General features: G+C 43.5%; 17 protein-coding genes. 4 read left to right on the top strand and 13 right to left on the bottom strand.

The window, feature by feature from the left end:
* Window positions 1-3: 3 nt before the first annotated feature.
* Entirely contained in the window at window positions 4-1161 is a 1158-nt protein-coding gene (locus NTX44_06120) for an ATP-binding protein (protein MCX6121177.1), read from the bottom strand.
* Window positions 1162-1515: 354 nt separating this feature from the next.
* On the bottom strand, window positions 1516-2640 hold the full coding sequence (locus NTX44_06115) for a hypothetical protein (protein MCX6121176.1): 1125 nt from the start codon (window positions 2638-2640) through the stop codon (window positions 1516-1518).
* Window positions 2641-2924: 284 nt separating this feature from the next.
* Here NTX44_06115 and NTX44_06110 point away from each other — a divergent pair, with 284 nt between their 5' ends.
* Window positions 2925-3923 carry a Gfo/Idh/MocA family oxidoreductase gene (locus NTX44_06110; GenBank protein MCX6121175.1) on the top strand — a complete coding sequence of 333 codons (999 nt, stop codon included), beginning with the start codon at window positions 2925-2927 and terminating at the stop codon, window positions 3921-3923.
* On the opposite strand, the gene NTX44_06105 is transcribed toward NTX44_06110, so the two are convergent.
* From NTX44_06105 to NTX44_06080, 6 genes are all read right to left on the bottom strand, one after another.
* The gene (locus NTX44_06105; GenBank protein MCX6121174.1) at window positions 3916-4566 is read right to left on the bottom strand and encodes an NAD(P)-binding domain-containing protein; all 651 of its coding nucleotides are present in this window, start codon (window positions 4564-4566) and stop codon (window positions 3916-3918) included. The genes NTX44_06110 and NTX44_06105 overlap by 8 nt on opposite strands.
* 176 nt (window positions 4567-4742) lie before the next feature.
* Entirely contained in the window at window positions 4743-5204 is a 462-nt protein-coding gene (locus NTX44_06100) for a GNAT family N-acetyltransferase (protein ID MCX6121173.1), read from the bottom strand.
* A 33-nt stretch (window positions 5205-5237) separates the two neighbouring features.
* Window positions 5238-5465 carry a hypothetical protein gene (locus NTX44_06095; GenBank protein ID MCX6121172.1) on the bottom strand — a complete coding sequence of 76 codons (228 nt, stop codon included), beginning with the start codon at window positions 5463-5465 and terminating at the stop codon, window positions 5238-5240.
* A gap of 459 nt (window positions 5466-5924) precedes the next feature.
* The gene (locus tag NTX44_06090) at window positions 5925-6611 is read right to left on the bottom strand and encodes a DedA family protein (protein MCX6121171.1); all 687 of its coding nucleotides are present in this window, start codon (window positions 6609-6611) and stop codon (window positions 5925-5927) included.
* 41 nt (window positions 6612-6652) lie between these two features.
* Entirely contained in the window at window positions 6653-7342 is a 690-nt protein-coding gene (locus tag NTX44_06085) for an FKBP-type peptidyl-prolyl cis-trans isomerase (GenBank protein MCX6121170.1), read from the bottom strand.
* 132 nt (window positions 7343-7474) lie between these two features.
* A complete protein-coding gene (locus tag NTX44_06080; GenBank protein ID MCX6121169.1) occupies window positions 7475-8566 on the bottom strand; it encodes a prolyl oligopeptidase family serine peptidase in 1092 nt (363 codons plus the stop codon).
* Between the two features lie 126 nt (window positions 8567-8692).
* On the opposite strand from NTX44_06080, the gene NTX44_06075 reads away from it, so the two are divergent.
* Genes NTX44_06075 through NTX44_06065 form a run of 3 tightly spaced genes read left to right on the top strand, consistent with a single transcriptional unit; the run spans window position 8693 to window position 10977 of the window.
* Window positions 8693-9292, top strand: coding sequence for a PAS domain-containing protein (locus NTX44_06075; protein ID MCX6121168.1), 600 nt, complete (start codon window positions 8693-8695; stop codon window positions 9290-9292).
* Between the two features lie 48 nt (window positions 9293-9340).
* The gene (locus NTX44_06070) at window positions 9341-10252 is read left to right on the top strand and encodes a dienelactone hydrolase family protein (GenBank protein MCX6121167.1); all 912 of its coding nucleotides are present in this window, start codon (window positions 9341-9343) and stop codon (window positions 10250-10252) included.
* Between the two features lie 56 nt (window positions 10253-10308).
* Window positions 10309-10977: a PaaI family thioesterase gene (locus NTX44_06065; GenBank protein MCX6121166.1), complete on the top strand. Its 669-nt coding sequence runs from the start codon at window positions 10309-10311 to the stop codon at window positions 10975-10977.
* A gap of 34 nt (window positions 10978-11011) precedes the next feature.
* Here the strand turns inward: NTX44_06065 and NTX44_06060 are convergent, their stop codons facing one another.
* The 5 genes from NTX44_06060 to NTX44_06040 all read right to left on the bottom strand — a co-directional run bounded on the left by NTX44_06060 (window position 11012) and on the right by NTX44_06040 (window position 18080).
* Window positions 11012-11581, bottom strand: a complete 570-nt coding sequence (locus NTX44_06060) for a cytochrome c (protein MCX6121165.1) — start codon at window positions 11579-11581, stop codon at window positions 11012-11014.
* A gap of 73 nt (window positions 11582-11654) precedes the next feature.
* Entirely contained in the window at window positions 11655-12926 is a 1272-nt protein-coding gene (locus NTX44_06055; GenBank protein ID MCX6121164.1) for an efflux RND transporter periplasmic adaptor subunit, read from the bottom strand.
* A 56-nt stretch (window positions 12927-12982) separates the two neighbouring features.
* Window positions 12983-13378, bottom strand: coding sequence for a hypothetical protein (locus tag NTX44_06050; protein MCX6121163.1), 396 nt, complete (start codon window positions 13376-13378; stop codon window positions 12983-12985).
* 29 nt (window positions 13379-13407) lie between these two features.
* On the bottom strand, window positions 13408-14718 hold the full coding sequence (locus tag NTX44_06045) for a TolC family protein (protein MCX6121162.1): 1311 nt from the start codon (window positions 14716-14718) through the stop codon (window positions 13408-13410).
* 2 nt (window positions 14719-14720) lie between these two features.
* A complete protein-coding gene (locus NTX44_06040; GenBank protein ID MCX6121161.1) occupies window positions 14721-18080 on the bottom strand; it encodes a CusA/CzcA family heavy metal efflux RND transporter in 3360 nt (1119 codons plus the stop codon).
* Window positions 18081-18129: the final 49 nt, after the last annotated feature.

Here is an 18129-nt window from a genome sequence, read left to right as displayed (position 1 = left end):
TCTCTATGCAGCAATCTTATCAGCATGAAGCTCGAACGGTACTATCAATCGGAATGTCGTTCCTTCTTCCGGTGATGTCGAGAAGTCAACTTTGCCATGAAGAAATCGCTCGCCTAATAATTTCATGCTGTAGGTGCCGAGTCCGCGGTTCGAGCCTTTCGTGGAAAAAGAACGCTGGAATATTTGTAATTGTACATTCCGCGGCATAAATGTTGAATTATGTACCCAAAACTCTACGTGCCCGGTTTGTTGAATACATCCGACACTAACAGTCTTCTCTTGTTGAGATGCTTCCAGCGCGTTTTTAATCATGTTTCCCAATACACGTCCCAGTAATGTTGCATCGGATGTGAATAAAACTCGCGCAGCATTTGAATCGATTTGAATTTTCAGGTTTTCTGAAACGGTGAGATGTCGGTAAATCTCACAATACTCTTGTATAAAATTGAGCGAATCAATTGTTGTCGGTGTCACGATTATTTCATTAATTTCCGCAGCGGCAAGTTCGCGTTGTGCCTTAATCTCATCGATAAGCTTGCGTGTGAGAATTCCCATTGTGCTTTTAAACTCTTCCTCTTCTTCCGGGCTTGCCTCTTCAAACATTTCCAAGTTCACGCTCAATCCGCTTGCGGTATTTAAAACATCATGGAAGAAAATACGTTCAAGTGCACGACGACGTTTTTCGTGGCTGATATCTGTGACAGTAAAAATAGTAAACAGCTCCTCATGGAATGAAAAAGGTGTTGCCGAGATGCTTAGTTCCAGCGGATTTAAATCGCCGATTCGTGTAATCAAACATTCCTGCACGTTCGCATTACCTTTCTGACTTGTCAGAATGGCCCGTACTGCACCGCACGTACGACAGAATTCCGTTGTGCCGCAGCCGCCTTCACTCTCTAAGGCATGCATACAATGCAATACCTCGCCTGGTCGTTTCCCCAGAGGAGAATTATCATTGTGCGACTCTACTAAATTGTTCAGCGCGAAATTTGCAAAGACAATCTGCCGATTTCCATTCAGCATAACGACAATGCCCGGTACAGCATTCAGCACTTCGCATTGCAACGGAATGCTTTTGAAATAATCAATTTGTCGGTCGAGAACATCATCGGCTGCTCGTTCTGCAGGGGCATATTGAGTCGGTAATGAAGTGGTACTCATAATTATTTTCCCTTGACCATACTCATCATGTATAAGCTATTTCTTATCTCTTTTTTATCTAAAACACTAAAATATCGAGTAACAATTGCCAGCGACCTTCATGCATGAACAATTTGCATAATAGTGATACACAACGAAATCAGTATATCTCTGATTCTTCTATAGGATTTAACCTACCGTAGGAGTGCAATTACATGAACACAAATATATATTTTAGAACATCATTTTTTAAAAAACCATGATAACTATTTTCGCGCATAAACTGCAGGAGAGAGGAAGAACAGTAAATAGCTGTTTCCTGATGGACATGCTTAATGGAAGACACTTTATGAAATTATCGAAACCTGGCGTTTTTTATTGGCGTAATAAAAACAATACTTGTTTATCGATCTTCGGGAGAGTTCCATCGCGAAGACATGCTTGCATATATGTTGAAATAAATGAGCGGCTTCCACCCATTAAAGTTGCTGTCAGAGCCGGCCTGCCGAAGCGTTTGTCGATTTCGTACGCCATGCGCATACCGGCAGTGGCACCGTAATTGCTTTCGAAGGAACCGGAGAGATTGGCATTCATCATCAATTCCTGTGCCCGGGAGCGAGTTAAATTCGGCGAAGACATTTCCAAGAGGACGCTGTTCAGCGCTTCTACGGCTTGTGCGGTGCCGTCAAACCATCGCCGGGAGAGAGTTCCATCTCCAATATGAGTTTGCTGGGAAAGATAGTACGCAACGCCTTCGTTTTGCACGACCTCCAATAATAGTTCAGCGACGTTACGTGCTTTGACAGATTCGGGCAAAGATTTTTTTAAAACTGAGAATGCGGCATGAAAACATTCATGCGCTGTCGTGCTCAATACTTCAATAAATTGAGCTTCAACGTTGGTCGGCCCTTCAATGATACGGGCCAGATTGACGACGATGATAGGTTCACCTTCATCTTCACCAACAAAAGTCGGAACATCATAATTCCAAACGACGTGCCTCATAAACGCGGCGGCACGTTCGTTTCCTATCACAACGAAATACACGGAAAATCGAGTAGAGATTTTTGCTTGTTCAGGAAAGAACGCGGCGATCGTGGCGACAATACGGCGATCTAGCTGCCTGTGCTTGACTTCGAGAAGAAGTTTTCGAAGTTCCTGGATATGATTCTTCGCAGGTAAAAAACCATACACATCACTTTCAAATCTTGCATTATTCCGTGCCAGTTCAAGCTGCTGGCGGAAATCATCGTCGGCTTTTTCTGTGCGCGCGAGCATAACGCTTGTTGCTGCGGCGAGCTGATTGCCGCGAAGCTCTGCAACATGCTTTGTGTTTCCAGTAAGGTGGTCGAAATAATCTAACATTTGCTCGGCGGCGCTGTAATCAACACCGAGCGAGAAATCGAAGTTTGGATTTGTCTGTGAACATAGGGTGAATGGTAGAATGAATATCAGTCCAAAATATGTAATAAAGAAGACGCTGCGCTTTGCATAGTGCATATCATGAGATCCATAATAATCGACTTGTATATATAAAGATACGGGGAAAGGGGAAGCATGTCAAACCTATGGTCGTTCTAGAATACCCAATCTATGGTTGTATTCATCGTCAGTTGAGAATTCATGGAACAGCCTTTGTTTGATATTCTTCTTCACCAAAATAATATATTCACATTATCAATCTTGAATATTTTGACGAGGGTATATTTCATTTTTATTAAATATGGCTATGTTGCTACTGTGTAAATATTAATCAATCTATTTCTAAGCGCAAGTTGTACACCTTGGAACGCTCGATCATTGTTGGAATCACATCTTTTGGAATGTCTGGAAAAATATTTCATGCACCATTGCTCACCCATCACAAGAATTTTAGAATCAAACGAATTATAGAACGATCCAAGAACGAAGCGCAAAAGTACTATCCCGATGTCATCGCCTCACGTTCCTTTGAAGAATTACTGCAAGACAACGAAGTTGAATTGATAATTGTGAATACTCCAGACCAAACGCATTTTGAGTACGCTCAAAAATGCCTCGAGGCCGGCAAACATGTTATAGTCGAAAAACCATTCACGCAAACCGTTCAACGCATTGAAAAGGGCCAGATGCTTGGGAGACTTATCGAATATGAGGCGCACTTTGATCGTTACAGGAATTTTATTCAATCGGATTCATGGAAAGAACAATCTGCGGCGGGGACAGGTGTCATCTTCAATCTTGGTACGCACATGATCGATCAGGCAATCGTAATCTTCGGAATGCCTGAATCGGTGACGGCACACCTTAAGATTATGAGGACAGGCGGAGAGGTTAATGATTGGTACGATATCCGGTTACATTATCCAGAAGTGAATGTCAATTTGAAAGCAAGCCTTTTAGTGCGAGAACCAGGACCGCGGTACATTCTCCATGGAACACACGGTTCATTTTTAAAATGGGGACTTGATCCGCAGGAAGAAGCATTAAAACAAGGGAAGAATCCGAACGATCCTCATTGGGGAGAAGAACCAAAAGAGCAGTGGGGATTGTTACATCTAGAAAAAGATAAAAACCAGTTCAGAGAGAAGTACAAAACAGTACCTGGGAATTACAGTGCGTTCTATGACAACATCTTTGAAAGCATTGCTCATAGAAAAGAATTGGGAGTGAAACCCGAAGAAGCTTTACATGTCATTCGAATTATTAATGCCGCCAAAAAAGCAGCACTCAACACAAGACTATCGTGGTGGCATAAAGAATTTCCCTTGTATACTTCTCTTAATGCAATCTTCTTTACTTGATAATCTTGAAGTTAAAGTTAGGACTTTGATATTTCCCCATCAACGTTACCCAAATTGGAAGCAGCATCTCTGTTGCCCGTGCTGTGGTAATATCGCCAAGATCAATAACAGATTTCCAGCCAAACCAATCTCTGAGAATCTCTATGACTTTTGTTTTTGCGCCGGCATCGTTTCCACTGATGAAAATATCATGATCTCCATTGGCTATACTCTTAGGATTTACCATGAGACTGCAATTCATCGTGTTTAGGGTCTTTACGACTTTTACATCGGGAAATGCACGTTGTATTTGCTCGCCGAGTGAATCGGTATTACAAATGGCGAGCGATGGCGGCATGCCGTTGGAGAAATCAAGAGCGTTGGCAATATCCACGAGAATTTTATTTTTGAGATTATGTGCACTAGCAAGATTCAACGCCTTGAGAGAAGCAACACCGTGCGTACAATTAAACACCATCTCACCAAACGCGGCGGCATCGGCGAAGGCTCCTTGGGATGCATGATTTCCATTGTTTTGTACCCAAGCAGCGGCCTTCTCATTCGTCGCTATACGCGATCCCATTTTTACATCATGTCCGAGTTGAATAAGCTTTGTTCCAATGGTACTGCCGACCATTCCAGTTCCCAGAATGCCAATCTTCATGTTGATTCTCCTTGTAGTATATTTCTAATATTTGGTAAACCTTTGAAAGTCTAACACCTGTTTCTATAAGTAAGGTTCCACAGATTTATGATGATGGATGGATTATTCAGGCAAGCAGAAATAACGCGGAATTTTGAAAAACCGATGAATTGTCAACAAGGAATTTTGACTGGTACCTATTTCAATGCGATATCCACCTCCATCATGTGGTAATGCGAGCGTTTCATGCCGAGCGCCTCGTACGTTTGTTGAGCGCGTTTGTTCGATTGGTCAACGTAAAGACGCAGACCGCAGATATCGCCGCGTTTTCGAGCAATTGATTCAACGCATCGGTAGAGGGACCGGAAAATTCCCAGGTTACGATATTCCGGATGAACATACACACTTTGAATCCACCAAAACGTAGCGTTGCGCCAGTCACTCCACTCGTATGTAATCATCAACTGCCCAACAACCTTGTCGTCGACTTCCGCGAGATAATACATGCCTTTCGATGAATCTGCAATCAAAGCTTCCGTGCCTTTTCGCAGACGTTCGCGATCCAACTCAAGATTCTCGGTTTCCTTCGCCATGAACGCATTGAAGTCAGCAATGGCAACGGCATCAGAAGCTGCAGCATGTCGGGTAATGATGTTCATAGAAATATTCCGTCTTAACTCTTTCGAAGAATTTTAATTGAATGGAAAAAAGAACGTGATGCGTGGAACGACGTCTGCCTTCTTTGTCTTTCCGACAGAGTTAATATTCATGAAGGTGTTGATCCAAATGTTCGGCATCTTAATAGTCAATCCGCCCGTACACTTTCCCATAATCGGATAAGCGGTACCAGGAGAACAGAGAGATGCCACATGGAGCATGATCGGTAACAAGCGTGTCTTGTTTCTTTTGCAGCTGTTCAAGAATTTCTGCACCATTTATACGTGATGGTTTTTGATAGGAAAGAAATGCTTTCCATGCGGTGTGATCTTTATCCTGTACCGCTGGTTCATAGTTAACATAAATTTCTATATGAATATTATGATTGGACTGCCGTTCACCACAGCATAGAATTTTTATACTTGTTATTTTCTGGTATCTGAGCGTTGCCGTTTCCTACCATCAGTGAGTATCCGACTGAACCATCAGAGAACAATGTTCCGCGCAAGTGTACCCCATATCGGTTAAACTTCCAAGTCCGTAAAAATCCGTTCTGTGCATAACATCTCTCATAAATCTCACCAACAAGAATGTACAGAATAAGAAAATCTGGAACAAAGATGCCGCAAATGCATGTATGAATCAAGTTCTAACATCATAGAAAAAGGAATCGCCTTGCAATGAGCAAGGCGATTCCTTTCAAAATATCCGTTATTTGAACCTCACTTGTCAATATCTGCAGTCGAACGTTGTTTCCTTCGCTCTATAATATGACGGATGAATTCTATGAGCGCCGGCATTCCGGGAATTAACACAAGTGCAAGAATAACGAGAGAGAAATGTTGTTTAATAAACGGAATGGTCCCAAAGAAATATCCCATCAGCACAAAAAGGGTTACCCACAACAATGCGCCTATGATACTGAAAAGGAGAAATGTACGGTATGTCATCCGCCCGATGCCAGCAACAAAGGGTGCAAATGTTCGAATGATTGGAAGAAATCGTGCTAGTACCACTGTTATTTTCCCGTGGTTGTCATAGAAACGGTTCGTGCGGTCCAAATACTCTTTGTTAAAAAAGCGCGACGTTTCCTGGCTGAATACTTTTGGTCCAACTTTTCGTCCAATCCAGTAATTTGTATTATCTCCCGTGAGTGCAGCTGCCATGAGCAAGGGAATGATAAGTTCCACGCGCATTGCGCCGATTGCTGCCAATGAACCGATGGCAAACAAGAGTGAATCACCCGGCAAAAAAGGAGTCACGACGAGACCAGTCTCGCAAAAAATGACGAGGAAGAGAATTCCATAAATCCATACGCCATACATGGTGCAAAGACCTTGCAAATGCGTGTCAATGTGCAGAACAAATTGAATAAGTTGTTGAAGGAGTTCCATGATTTCGGTAATCATCTGCGACGCACTTCGAAAGCGCGTCGCAGAGAGGTCATCTATTATTTAATAGAGAGTAGTTCGATATCAAAAATGAGCACAGCATAGGGGCCGATTATTTGTCCCTGTCCATTTGCGCCGTATCCGAGGTCAGAGGGAATGAATAGCTGCCATTTTGATCCCACGGGCATCAGTTGTAAAGCTTCTACCCATCCTTTAATAACTTGTCCGACTGGAAATTCTGCCGGTTCACCGCGTTTATACGAACTGTCGAACTCTGTTCCATCTATAAGGGTTCCTCGGTAATGACATTTTACCGTCTGGCTTGCAGTAGGTTTTGCACCATTGCCTGTTTTTAAAATCTTGTATTGTAATCCGCTGGGCAATGTTATCACGCCGTCTTTTTTCTTGTTTGCCGCAAGAAATGCTTCGCCTTCTTTTTTATTTTTATCACCATCTGATTTTTGCTTGGCTTGCATCTTGGTCATCATTTCTTTCTGGAATGCGTTCATTGTCGTTTCCATATCTTTATCACTCATTGCCGTTTTTGCGTTATTAAGTCCATCCTTTATTCCTTGTATGAGCAATCCCTGATCGACCTCTATTCCCTGCGCTTTCATGTTTTTGCCAATATTGATACCAATGCTGTAACTCACTTTCTCTTTCTGCGTTTTGGGTGTTGTTTTATTCTGCGTAAGAACTACCCCCCCGAATAATGACAGCATAAGAACGACTGCGATAAGTTTTTTCATGAATTGTCCTTTTAAGTTAAGTGATAAACAAAAACGCAGGACGAACCTGCGTTTGACCATATCTAAAGTACTGATTTTTTAGGGATAACAAAAGTAGAATTGTACATCTCCCAAAATTATTTAACTCGTGCTCTATTTATACCCGGCCTTTTCTAAGTCCGCCAACGTCTTAAATTGGTGCGGTGGATTCAGATAGTGAGCGAGAAACTTATAAATCTTCATCCGTGTCTGCTTTGCCAGTTTCGTGTCGATGCGGTCAAAGCTGTGTCCGCCGGGGGCTTCCTGGAAAATCTCAAAGTCAAACTTCTTTCCTGCCGTTTTCAGTTCCTCGATGAGATGCTTTACTTCTTCAACGTGCACATCGTCATCGTTGGTGTTCGTGTGGATTAACAATGGTGTTTTTAACTTGCTCACGTGGGTCACCGGGGAGCGTCTCAGGTATTCTGCAGAATCTTCGCTCACGGTTTTTCCAATATGGTATTTGGCATAAAACTCTTTCCGATAATCGTCGTCATAGTATCCCAGCCGCATGACAAGGTCACTGACCGGTACACCGGCAAACGCGACCCGATAATCATTCGGATGTTCAAAGATATCCAGTAATGTAATAAAGCCTCCATGGCTCCATCCGATGGCGCCAATACGAGTGCTGTCGACACATCTGTAGTTCTCTACCATCCAATCACGCGCCGCATGATTATCTTCGACTTCGCGTCCGCCGTAGTCGATCCGTTCGTAGAAATCCTTCCCGTACCCTGTACTGCCGCGGTATTCCGGTGCTACGACTATATAACCCTGCGCCATCATCTCGCGGATGATGTGGGTATGGTACGTTGTAAAATCGGCATGCACACCGCCGTGCGGTAAAACCAGCATGGGATATTTTTTATTCCGGTCTAATTTTTGTGGAATGAAAACATATGCCCAAAACTTAACCGGGTTCCATGCCCCTCTTGCAGTCGAGTCTTTTGCTTTTGCCGGAGGCGGCCCAACGATGAAGACTTTATCGATGCTGGCAACATCGCCGACTTTGTTATACCATTGCACATCGTCTACAGCTTTTTCTAATTGATCGAGACGATGATCGAGTGCTTCAAACTTCTTCTCTATCTGTTTCGTGATAGAATCGACGGATCGTCCTTCTTGAGCCCATAGCTGAAGAGAAACCAAAAAAAGAAGAACAAACGTCTTAAAGAAAAATCGCAATAGAGTGGAGTTATTCATGGAATTCGACCCTCCAGGAAGTAAAATCGATACAATGTTGTTTAAGAAGTGTAGAAAAAAAAGATGCAAAAACCAACTTGCGTTTAGAAAATGCTCCTGCTACCTTATATAAAAAATAGAAATACTATGCCCCAGCACTTGCTTGAAAACGACGTTTTTCTCATGAACACATTCAACGCTATTCCGTTCCCGACAATGGTAGTGGATGATGATGTTCGTATTTTGTTCTGGAATTCTGCTGCCCTTCGTCTGATGGGAAACGAAGAAATGTTACAACAGCGAGGTGGCGAAGTGCTTCATTGTATTCATTCCAAAGACGTTGAGGAAGGATGCGGATATGGTCCGCATTGCAAAACGTGTGTGGTGCGGAATTCCGTCAGCGAAGCGAGTAGAGGGAATAAGGTCTATCGTAAGAAAACCATCATGGAACGCAAAATAGGCGAGAACGTTATTGAAACGCCGTTTCTCGTAACAACATCGCCTTTCATATATGACAATAGATCGTTGACATTGCTCATCTTAGAAGATATCCGCGAGTTGATGGAAATTGGAAGCCTTCTCCCTATTTGTGCAAACTGCAAGAAAATTCGTTCCGATGATAACCGGTGGCACCAAATAGAAGGATATATTCATAAACATATTGTTGATGTAAATTTCACACATGGATTGTGTCCGGATTGCGAGAGTAAATATTTTCCTGAATTTGCGAAACGTCAATTAAAATAATTTTCAAACAGGTCAACATTCCATTAAGCAATATCGAGTTTATCCAGAATGAAAAAGTTACTCATATTAATGCTTGTTCTTTTTTTACGGTATACATATTCCCAAGATGGAGAAAACTCAACATATCAAACCAATGTCATTCATGATAATCTTCCTTCTTTCTACAATATTGTTCAAGAACGATTGAATTATCCGCTCTCGTGGTTATCGGGAAATTTCAGTGATTTTAATTCATTGCGCACAACTGCGCGTTCCAAGGTGAGGGAATGCTTATTCAATCGGCCGCCGTCCATTCCATATTACCCGATCGTGATTGCAGAACAAGACCGGTGTAGTTATATCGCACGTAAAATAGTTCTCAATATCACTGCTGATAGCCGTGTGCTCGGATATCTTCTTGTACCAAAAGGGAAGGGGCCGTTCCCCGCCGTCCTGCTTTTGCATGATCATGGTGCAAAGTTCGACATCGGTAAAGAAAAGATGGTTGAACCATTTGCGGATAGTTTGAGACGCATGCAATCAGCGCGCGAGTGGGTGGATAAAAACTATGGCGGCAGATTTGTCGGCGATGAACTTGCAAAGCGAGGATATGTTTGTTTTGCTACTGATGCACTTAATTGGTCGGATCGCGGCGGCAGCGGATACGAAGGCCAGCAAGCGATTGCATCCAATTTATTGAACATGGGAATGTCATACGCCGGTTTGATTACATGGGAAGATATGAATGCAGCCGACTTCCTTTCAACGCGACCTCAAGTGGATTCCACAAAAGTAATCGCGTTAGGATTTTCTATGGGCTCATTCCGTGCATGGCAGGTTACGGCGCTCTCGGAACGGATTGCAGGAAGTGTATCGATTTGCTGGTTCGCTACCCGTATGGGATTAGTAGTCCCCGGAGGCAAGTGTGAAGGAAGGATATGCGAAGCTACATACAATATGGGATTCACAAAATGCTGGTGATAAGCTTGTGACAAAATTTTGGAACACCGGGCATACCTTCAATCGAGAGATGCAGGATGAAGTCTTCCAATGGCTGGATCACATCTGCGGGAAATAAATTTCTTCTTTATGAGATCACTCAATCACCAAATTATCAAATCACTAAATCTCCGCCAACGGCGGATCCGCCAGACTGCATAGCGGGCTATTGCGCCTCCGGCGCAGAAAATAAAATTCATATGAAACATCGCGTTACAGGAAAACAGCAAAACAGCAAAATGTGCTTTCTCTGCGGCTTGAAAAATTCATTCGGGCTCAAGGGAGAATTTTTTGAATTAGAGAACAACGAACTGGTATGCATTTTTAAACCTTCAAATGAGCACCAGAGTTATCCGGGCAGGCTGCACGGCGGAATCACCACAGCAGTCCTTGACGAAACTATTGGCCGCGCGATAATGATAAAGTCAAAAGAAGAGGTTTGGGGAGTCACAGTTGAGTTCACCACGAGATTCAAAAAACAAATTCCGTTGAACGAAGAACTCCGCGTTGTCGGCCGCATTACCATTGAGACGAGCCGCACATTTGAAGGTACCGGCGAACTACTTTTGCCGAACGGCGAAGTTGCTGCAACCGGTTTCGGCAAGTACTTGCGTATGCCGCTCAACAAAATTTCAGATTTCGATCCATTGGAACAAGAGTGGAAAGTGGTGCATTCAGAAAAAGATCCCGAGACAATCGAACTTTAACGCAAGAGGCATCTCTTAAATGAGTATGATTCTCTTAGTGTTCTTTTGGGTGGTTATGTTCTTTAGTCTCTTCCATCGTTCCATGGTGTTGCGATTTTTGGAATGCAGTATATTCTTCTGGTTGCATTGTCTGAAGACGTTTGAGAAATGCCACTATTGCCCATACTTCCGAATCGCTGTGAGTAGATCCAAATCCGGGCATGCCAGTCATCGTAATCCCATCTTTGACGACCAAAAACATCTCGGAAGGTTCCATATCCCTTGTTGAAAACGCGAGATTGGGAGGAGGGGGATTAAGTCCTTTTGCAAGTTCATCCGATCTTATGCCCGGCGCGCCATGGCAGGTAACGCACATTTCATTGTAATGTTCAAATCCTTTCGCAACAAGTGCGGAGCTATCGAGAGGAGGAACTGAAATATGTTGAGCGCGCGCACCGATGGAATGATCCTTGGTTGTGTTCATGAACCAGCCCATGATTTTTCCTTCGGGCTTCGTTGCAGCTACATCGGGAATACCGGAGTAGGCACCTACTATCACTGCGATGATCTCAATGAGAAGAACACCAAGGATCGAAAAGAGAATTGTTTTAATATTTTTACTCATTATTTCCTCTCTGTACTATTCATATGAACATCTGTTCTTATGTTGACGTTCCTGCGTTGGTCGAATGTTTGTGCTACATTGGCATATTTGCTGGCATTTCTTTTGTTTTCGTCTCAGGAGCAGCTGTACCTCCGTGTTGATGAGTGGCGCCAGTTCCTGACTTCAGTTGGCTTTCAGAATCGATTAAATAACCACCCTCGCTTACGACAACTTCTCCTTCTGTAAGTCCCCAAGTGATTTCATATTTATCATTGAACCGTGATCCAATTCCAACCTCCCTGGCTTCGAAATGGTTTTCGTGTTCGGTCTTGACATAAACAAGATTGCGTTTTCCTGTAACGAGCACCGCTCCAACGGGGACAGTAAGTGACTTTCCTTTCTTTCGAGTAAACAATGTTTCGGTATACATATTCGGCTTCAGTTTCCCGTTTGAGTTGTTCACCAGCACTCGAACTTTTACTGTCCGTGTTTGAGGATTTACGACCGGATAGATCAACGATACTGTACCGGTAAACATTTCATTTGGGTATGTCGCAATTGAAAGGTTTGCCTTTTCACCGACGCGAATGTATCCAGCATCCGATTCATACACTTCGGCAATATTCCATAATGTCGAAATGTCGGATATTTCGTAGAGAGTTGATCCTTCCGACACATAAACTCCTGTGACGATTTTTTTATCGATGACTATGCCGTTTGCAGGAGAATAATACATCGTGACAAGTGGTACAGTATTGGCGGATTCAAGTTCATGAATCTGCTGCCCAGTCAAGCCCAATAACAGTAATTTAGATTTTGGATCCGACACAATACTCTGTTGTTCAGAAGAACCGGTTTTGATTGCTTGCAGGTATTCATTTTCTGCCTGGATAATGTCGGGACTGTAAATCTCGAATAACGGATCGCCTTGTCTGACCTTGACGCCAACTGCATCGACATGCAGTTTTTCGATGCGTCCATTAAAGCGGGCGCTGATAACTGTTTTATTAGGCTCAGCAATTTCAAGAGTGCCGAAGGCACGGACGGAATGTTCAACATCTTCATATCCGACTTTTACCGTTGAAACATTTGCGAGAAGTTGATCCCGATCATTCAGAGGAACCATTGCTACTGCTCCATCGCTTTCCATCTTTCTGCTGTTGCTCGCTTTCACAAGTTCCATTCCGCAAATAGGACAGACACCGGGTTTGTCCAGATGCACTTGTGGATGCATCGTGCAGGTGTAATAATCTCCGGTTTGTGCCGTTGTAGAGTCGGCCTGTCCGTTGTGTGATGAAGATGATTTACTGCACGATGACAGCATCATTGCAGTTATCACTAAGAGGGATATCAATAGTGTTTTCATTTCTCATACCTTAATTTATATTTACAAAGTTCGGTTGAATTGCACCACTACAATTCTTATTTATCTTCTTTTTCTTTGACTAAATTCATTTTGCACTTTGGACATTTGCCCGGCGTATCGGACTTCACTTCTGAGTGCATGGGGCATGTATAAACTTCCGCTTTTATATCAATGGCTTTCTTTACCTTTTCTTTCACTTTTTTAGCGTCTACTTTAACAAGCGTCATTCCGCATTTTGGACATTTTCCCGGTTTATGAGCAATAACTTCAGGATGCATCGGACATGTGTATGTGTCAACCTTTGCCACATCCTTTTGTTGCTGTATCTTATGTGATTTCAGCTTTTCTACCTTCGTTGAATCCATAGGGAGTTTGTGGGATTTCATTTCCTGACTCAATGCTGAAAAACTCAGAATAATAAGCGCTGTGATAATTGCAATGAACGTTTTCATATTTCTATTCCTTAATAATAATTGTGAATTTATTGAAGTGGTGCTCCGACCATCATTTCTATTTCAACGAGTGCCATCTGGCGATCCATTAATACCATAATGTAATCGTCTTGTTTCATCAGCTCCAAGCGGCGCGAATCGAGAACAGTAGTAATTGGCACCTGCCCCGTTTGATATGCAACTGTCTGTGCCTCTGCCGACTGATGTGTGAGTGGAAGAATTTCACTCTGATACTGACGCGCAAGCGAATCAGCTGTAGTGTACCTGTTCAACGCTGAACGGAGTGATGCTATCATTTCCCGCTGCATGGCGTTCTTCTCTGCCTCAATGCTCAGGTTTGTAGAGCGCATTTCGTCTGCTTTCGCTGTCGAGCGCTCCGACGCCCAGGGAGCGAATGGAAGTGTTATCGATGCCATAACACTGTACATCCAATCGGTTTTTTGCATTGCCATGCCGGCTACGCTTTGCTGGATCATTTCCATCGAACGCGGGCCGCCGGTGAGAATCATACCATTGGGCATTCGCATGACCATCGCCTGCAGCATAACATCAGGGAAAAGTTCTCTGTTCGCAGAAGTAATTTCAGCTTCATTCATTTCCTTCATTCGATCCATCGCAATGAGGGAAGGATTAGCTTGTTTTACTTGTTCAGACAGATGAAACTCTGACAACACGACCGAGCTATGTGCAAGGATGCTGTCCGTTCTTATCGCCTGGGTAAAATCATTTCGACCCAACAGAGAATTAACTACATTTTGCACGTTTGCACGCTTTGACTTCATCTCGCTTAAATTCGATTTCTCGGAGGCAACTTCTGCCTGTATCGTAAAGAGATCAGCCTGACGCATGCGATTTATCATCACGTGTGATTGCATATTCTGAACAAGTTCGTTTAACAATGATAATGTCCGTTGCTGAACCTCGATTTGCCTGTCGAGAAGCCATAGCTGGTAATAATTCATTTTTATTTTCGCACGCAGCTGCACTTGAAATGAGCCAAGGTTTTGTTCCAACACCCTGCCTTTTCTTTTTTCCATTTCAGACATTGCCGAAAGTTTTCCACCCAGCATAAACATTTGTGAAATGGATAAATTGTTGGATATGGCATCGTTGAGGATATTCGTACTGTTGGAAGGAATTTGACTAAACTCTATCCCGAGTGTCGGTGCCGGCCAAGCGCTGGCTGAAGAAGCGCGGAATCCAGTCGCCTGAATCTTGTATTCAAACGACTTGAGCTGTGGATTATTCTTATATGCTTCCTGTATGAGAGAATCAACCGGTTGCGCGATTGCTTGTGATAGAAGAAAAGAGAATGTGAGCAGCACTGCTGTTTTTTTCATAATTATTCTCCTTCCTTTATAAACTCTGCCATCTTGGACATTTCAAGTGTTCCTTTTTTTAAAGCATGTTCTTTCATAATCACAAACAACACTGGCGTGACAACAAGAACGTGGACCGCAGAAGTAAAGAGCCCGCCGATCATAGGCGCAGTAAGAGGTTTCATCATATCTGCACCGGCACCGGTTGCCCACATCACTGGAATCAATCCCATCATACTCGTCACGACAGTCATGATCTTTGGCCGCAATCGTAAAACCGCACCTTCAACTGTAGCTTCATAAATATCCTGCGATGTTAATGGGCCGCGCTCACCATTTTTATGAGCTCGTATCTTTTTATCCAGTGCTTCGTGCAAATATACAACCATGACAACACCTGTCTCTACCGCTATACCATAGAGTGCAATGAATCCTACCCATACGGCAACAGAAAAATTATAATCAAGAATGAAGATCATATAAACGCCGCCGATGAGTGCAAAAGGAACCGAGAGCATAACAACAAACGCTTCCACATAATCTTTGAAGGTAAAATAGAGCAAAACAAAAATAATGAGAAAGACAATCGGCATAATGTATTCAAGCGTCTTTTGAGCACGGACTTTGTGCTCGTATTGCCCGCTCCACGTGTAAGAATAGCCGGAAGGAAGTTTTAGATTTTCACTGATTACTTTCTTTGCATCTTCCATTGTTCCGCCCATATCCCTGCCGCGTACATTCATATACACAATGGCGCGAAGCTGCCCGTTCTCGCTGCTGATCATAGGCGGACCGGTAATGATTTTTAAATCTGCTAATTCCGACAGCGGGACATAAGTGAGCTCATCTGCAGACTGCAAATTCAATAAAGACGATGAAGCAAATGAAGACTGTTGAACTGAAACCTGGGATTGTGGAGATTGTGCTGAACCCATTCCAGACATGCCCGATGATGTTGGTGATGCTCCACTCTGTCCAATTGTGGGCGAAGCGCTTATTGCAGTTGACACCGCACCGCCTGTTCTAACAGGAATAAAGAGACGGTTTAATTCTTCGACGTTGTCACGATATTCACGTTCAAACCGTAAACGAATCGGGAACCGCATTCTGCCTTCGAGAACAACACCCAGGTTTTGTCCGCCAATAGCCACTTCAATAATATCCTGCAGGTCGCCGATGTTTAATCCGTAGCGGGAGAGCATCGCTTTCTTGGGCACGATATCAACATAGTAACCGTTTCCGATTCTCTCGGCAACGATGTCGGCAGCACCTGGCACGCCCTTTAGAATTTGTTCCGCTTTGATGGCATAATGTTCAAGCGTGTCGAGATTGTCGCCAAATATTTTAAAACCAATATCTGTGCGAACGCCTGTTGAAAGCATATTGATACGGTTGATGATGGGCTGTGTCCATCCATTACGGACGCCGGGAATTTGGAGCTTTGCGTCCAATTCCTGAACAATATCCCTCTTTGTTATCCCAGGACGCCATTGATCTTTCGGCTTGAGCATAATGATTGTTTCGACCATACTGATTGGTGCATTGTCCGTTGCGGTTTCAGCTCGTCCAGCTTTCCCAAGGACGTGATGCACTTCGGGCACACTGCGAATTATTTTATCCTGTAAAGCCATAATTCGGGCAACTTCTGTAACCGACGCATTTGGTAATGTCACAGGCATATAGAGGATGGATCCTTCATCCAACGGAGGCATGAATTCAGAACCGATATGCATCATCATAGGAACAGTGATAAGAAGTGCAAGAACGTTGATGGCGATTGTTGCCTTACGATGTTTTAAGACCCAATGTATGACAGGCCGATACAATCGAATGAAGAATCCTGTGACAGGATTTGCCGATTCCGGGCGGAAATTTCCTCTCATCAACATTGTCATAAGCACAGGGATAAGTGTGATGACCACCATCGCCGATGAGATCATCACAAATGATTTTGTATATGCAAGTGGGTGAAAAAGTTTCCCTTCCTGACCTGTCAGCAAAAACACAGGAAGGAATCCGACAAGAATGATCAGTTCCGAGAAGAAGATTGCCCTGCCAACTTGTTTTGCAGATATGATGGAGATGTCACGATATTCTTCATTGGTGAGATGCCCTTTCTTTGCCAGTGCATTGGCTATATTGCGGTAGGCATTTTCCACCAGCACAATGGAAGAATCAACTATCACTCCAATCGCCAGGACAATACCTCCTAAGGACATGATGTTTGAGGTGATACCAAAGACATACATCAAAATGAATGCAAGCAAAACAGAAATCGGCAGCTCGATCAGAATGCGAACGATAGACCGGAAGTGGAGAAGAAAGATCGTCACGACAATCGCAACGATAATGCTTGCCTCGATAAGAGCGCGGCTCAACGTACCGATCGCCGCATCTATCAATAGAGAACGATCATAGGATGGCACAACTTCAACACCCGGAGGAAGTCCCGGTTTGATTTCTTCAATGCGCTGCTTAACTCTTTCTATCACATCACGCGCATTGGCACCGCTTCGCATGACGACGATGCCACCAACCACTTCTCCTTCGCCGTTCTTTTCTAATAATCCACGGCGTATATCCCCGCCAAACTGCACGGTGGCTACATGTTTCACCAGGATGGGAATACCATTCGGACCTTGCTTGACAAAAACGTTTTCCACATCTTCGGTGGAGGTAATATATCCCTGACCGCGAACAAAATATTCCGCGTTGCTGATTTCAAGAAGTTTCCCGCCCACTTCATTGTTGTTGCGCTGAATTGCACCGGCAAGTTCTCCGATGGTTACGTTATATGCGCGTAATTTATTTGGATCTATATCGACCTGATACTGTTTGACAAAACCGCCGATGCTTGCAATCTCTGCAACACCTTCAATGGAAACGAGTTTGTTTCGCAGATACCAATCTTGAATAGAGCGAAGTGTGGCAAGGTCATAGTTCTTTCCCTCAACAGTATACCAGAAGACATGCCCTACTCCTGTCCCATCAGGACCAAGGATAGGTGTGACATTCGGCGGAAGTTCCGAACGAACCAAAGCGAGTTTTTCGATAACTCGATTGCGTGCAAAATAGAGGTCGGTATTGTCGTTGAAGATCACAAAGACGAATGACATTCCAAACATCGAGGATGCACGGACTGCTTTTACTTCAGGTAATCCCTGCAATGCAGATGATATGGGATAGGTAACTTGTTGTTCGACAATTTCCGGGGAACGCCCCATCCATTCGGTGAAAACAATAACCTGATTTTCCGATAAATCAGGAATTGCATCAACCGGCAGATTGATGACGCAATAAATACCGAAACCGGTGATAAGGATGTAGAGTAGGATAACGATGAAGCGGTTTTTCGCGCTCCAGTCAATAATTCTCTCGATCATAAATTCTCCAAAGCATAAATGTTTTCAACAGCACACAACAGCACTGTAT

The sequence above is a fragment of the Ignavibacteriales bacterium genome (assembly GCA_026390575.1).
Taxonomy (GTDB): domain Bacteria; phylum Bacteroidota; class Ignavibacteria; order UBA10030; family UBA10030; genus Fen-1298.
This window is presented reverse-complemented; position numbering and strand designations above follow the sequence as displayed.

Excerpts from the sequence above, each read along its gene's own strand:
- NTX44_06060 (MCX6121165.1), bottom strand. The coding sequence starts at position 11,581 with ATGAGTAAAAATATTAAAACAATTCTCTTTTCGATCCTTGGTGTTCTT.
- NTX44_06080 (MCX6121169.1), bottom strand. The coding sequence starts at position 8,566 with ATGAATAACTCCACTCTATTGCGATTTTTCTTTAAGACGTTTGTTCTT.
- NTX44_06075 (MCX6121168.1), top strand. The coding sequence starts at position 8,693 with ATGCCCCAGCACTTGCTTGAAAACGACGTTTTTCTCATGAACACATTC.
- NTX44_06070 (MCX6121167.1), top strand. The coding sequence starts at position 9,341 with ATGAAAAAGTTACTCATATTAATGCTTGTTCTTTTTTTACGGTATACA.
- NTX44_06090 (MCX6121171.1), bottom strand. The coding sequence starts at position 6,611 with ATGATTACCGAAATCATGGAACTCCTTCAACAACTTATTCAATTTGTT.
- NTX44_06085 (MCX6121170.1), bottom strand. The coding sequence starts at position 7,342 with ATGAAAAAACTTATCGCAGTCGTTCTTATGCTGTCATTATTCGGGGGG.
- NTX44_06105 (MCX6121174.1), bottom strand. The coding sequence starts at position 4,566 with ATGAAGATTGGCATTCTGGGAACTGGAATGGTCGGCAGTACCATTGGA.
- NTX44_06100 (MCX6121173.1), bottom strand. The coding sequence starts at position 5,204 with ATGAACATCATTACCCGACATGCTGCAGCTTCTGATGCCGTTGCCATT.
- NTX44_06115 (MCX6121176.1), bottom strand. The coding sequence starts at position 2,640 with ATGCACTATGCAAAGCGCAGCGTCTTCTTTATTACATATTTTGGACTG.
- NTX44_06050 (MCX6121163.1), bottom strand. The coding sequence starts at position 13,378 with ATGAAAACGTTCATTGCAATTATCACAGCGCTTATTATTCTGAGTTTT.
- NTX44_06055 (MCX6121164.1), bottom strand. The coding sequence starts at position 12,926 with ATGAAAACACTATTGATATCCCTCTTAGTGATAACTGCAATGATGCTG.
- NTX44_06040 (MCX6121161.1), bottom strand. The coding sequence starts at position 18,080 with ATGATCGAGAGAATTATTGACTGGAGCGCGAAAAACCGCTTCATCGTT.
- NTX44_06065 (MCX6121166.1), top strand. The coding sequence starts at position 10,309 with ATGAAGTCTTCCAATGGCTGGATCACATCTGCGGGAAATAAATTTCTT.
- NTX44_06120 (MCX6121177.1), bottom strand. The coding sequence starts at position 1,161 with ATGAGTACCACTTCATTACCGACTCAATATGCCCCTGCAGAACGAGCA.
- NTX44_06045 (MCX6121162.1), bottom strand. The coding sequence starts at position 14,718 with ATGAAAAAAACAGCAGTGCTGCTCACATTCTCTTTTCTTCTATCACAA.